Origin of the sequence: Paenibacillus sp. P32E (genome assembly GCF_001909085.1) — a bacterium.
Lineage (GTDB): Bacteria > Bacillota > Bacilli > Paenibacillales > Paenibacillaceae > Paenibacillus_AQ > Paenibacillus_AQ helianthi.
Genome location: NZ_LVYY01000049.1, coordinates 1 through 1,762 on the forward strand (window position 1 = coordinate 1; position 1,762 = coordinate 1,762).

At 46.7% G+C, this 1,762-nt stretch carries 1 protein-coding gene; it reads right to left on the reverse strand.

Going from position 1 to position 1,762, the window contains the following annotated elements; genetic code table 11:
• Positions 1-371: 371 nt before the first annotated feature.
• Positions 372-1,637, reverse strand: coding sequence for an IS110 family RNA-guided transposase (locus A3848_RS26085; protein ID WP_074087842.1), 1,266 nt, complete (start codon positions 1,635-1,637; stop codon positions 372-374).
• Between the last annotated feature and the right edge of the window lie 125 nt (positions 1,638-1,762).

A 1,762-nucleotide genomic window follows, 5' to 3' on the forward strand; every position in this document is an offset into this window, starting at 1 on the left:
CTCCCTCGAAATGATTCAGTTTCCTCACTCAGACTCATGAATTCGCAGGATTTCATCCTGTAGTTAAAGTGAAGAAGAAGATGATGAAGGAGCCGGTGGCTGGGAGATGGAGAATTGGGCATGCGTAAATAAAGGGTGCATAAGGATTACCCATATTGTTCCATTATGCGCACGTCTCCACTTCGCCCTAGCGATTCTCACTCCCATGTCTCAACGGGTCATAGCCCTTTCATTCCTTCGTCACATCTAACTAAGGGGTGGAGGTCGGTCTTTCTAACGGAACGGGTCCGAGCCCTTTTGCGTAACGTCTCCCGATACTCCGTGCTTCTTGTGATCCTGCGAATGCATGAGTCGATGAGGATTAATTAGTTTTATGCTGCTTGTGGGAATACCTTGATCGGTTCGTAAGCGGTACTGCCTTTAGCCAATGCGACTAGCATTCGCGCTACTTTACCGATTAATTTCATAATAGATTTCATCTTCTTCAGTTTCTTTTCCTCAACATTATAACGATGTGCCGCTCGTATTTCCGGATTTGTCATAACCATACTCATTGTCATGAGATAAAGAAAATGCCGTAAACGTGGCCGGCCTCGTTTGCTGAGCACCATCTTTCCTCGCCATTTTCCGGAGCTAGCTTCAGCTAGATTTAACCCAGCATGCCGCAGTAAAGCATTTCCATGCGTATATCCGCTTAGATCGCCAGCCTCACCGAGTACACCAGCTAGATTAGTAACATAGATGCCTCGTATTTCAAGGAGCTTCTGTGCATAAGGAATACGCTCAAGAATGAGACGGAGCTCATGCTCAATTTGTTCAAGCTGGCGATGGGCCAGGTCATATTCTTCGAGTAGTTGCCCAAGATGGAGCTTGTATGCGTGGAGTGCCTGAGTGGCACCCACACTGGATTTGGCAAGTGAAATGAGTAGCTCAGCACGTTTAACTCCAGCATGACGCTTTACATATTGCTTCCAACCGCTAAGGACCTGTTCCGTATTTAACAGACGGATCTCTTTAGGCAAGGGGAAGAGTCTGAGTGTTGCGATTGCACTGGTGCAAGTAAGGATTTTAAAGACCTGGCGAAGTTCAGGGAAAACAATGTCTACCCAGCGATGAATCTGATTAACCGCAGCGTTGAGGCGCTTGGTAACCGTCTCTCGGTTTGCCATTAGAATACGTAGTTCCTCGTAATTTTCTGGATGAAAACGAACAGGGGAGTAGTACCCGTTTTTGACCATGTCTGATATGACAAGCGCATCTTTATGGTCACTTTTAGACGGTGTATTATCTCGGTTTTCCTTGTTCTTTTTGACGAGATGAGGATTAACCAGGACGGGCTCCATGCCCTGATCGAGGAGCCAACGTGCCAGGCTAAACCAGTAGTGGCCAGTGGGTTCCATACCAACGATGACGCTGCTAAGTTTGTAGGATTTGAGTAGATCTTGGATCCAGCGTTCAAACAGATCGAACCCTTCACGATGGTTACCGAATTCGAGCGGAGTTCCCAGAGCAATCCCACGAAAGCTGACGGCGCGGGCCACATGGACTTCTTGGGCGATATCTACGCCAATGACCAAATGATGAACGGTAATGTTTTCAATGAGTTGATTTTGCTTGTCTTGAGCTTTAAACTTCATAGTAGAGCGACCTCCTAAATGGTGAGATTAAAAGGGCTGTAGACCCGTATCCAACTCCCATGTTACCGAGGCGCTCGTTTTTGTTCAAACTCCAAAATATTCAGTTTACAGGAATTCTAACGGGA

What these genes read in the sequence shown, in the direction of transcription:
- A3848_RS26085 (WP_074087842.1), bottom strand. Translation starts at nt 1,637, where the DNA reads ATGAAGTTTAAAGCTCAAGACAAGCAAAATCAACTCATTGAAAACATT.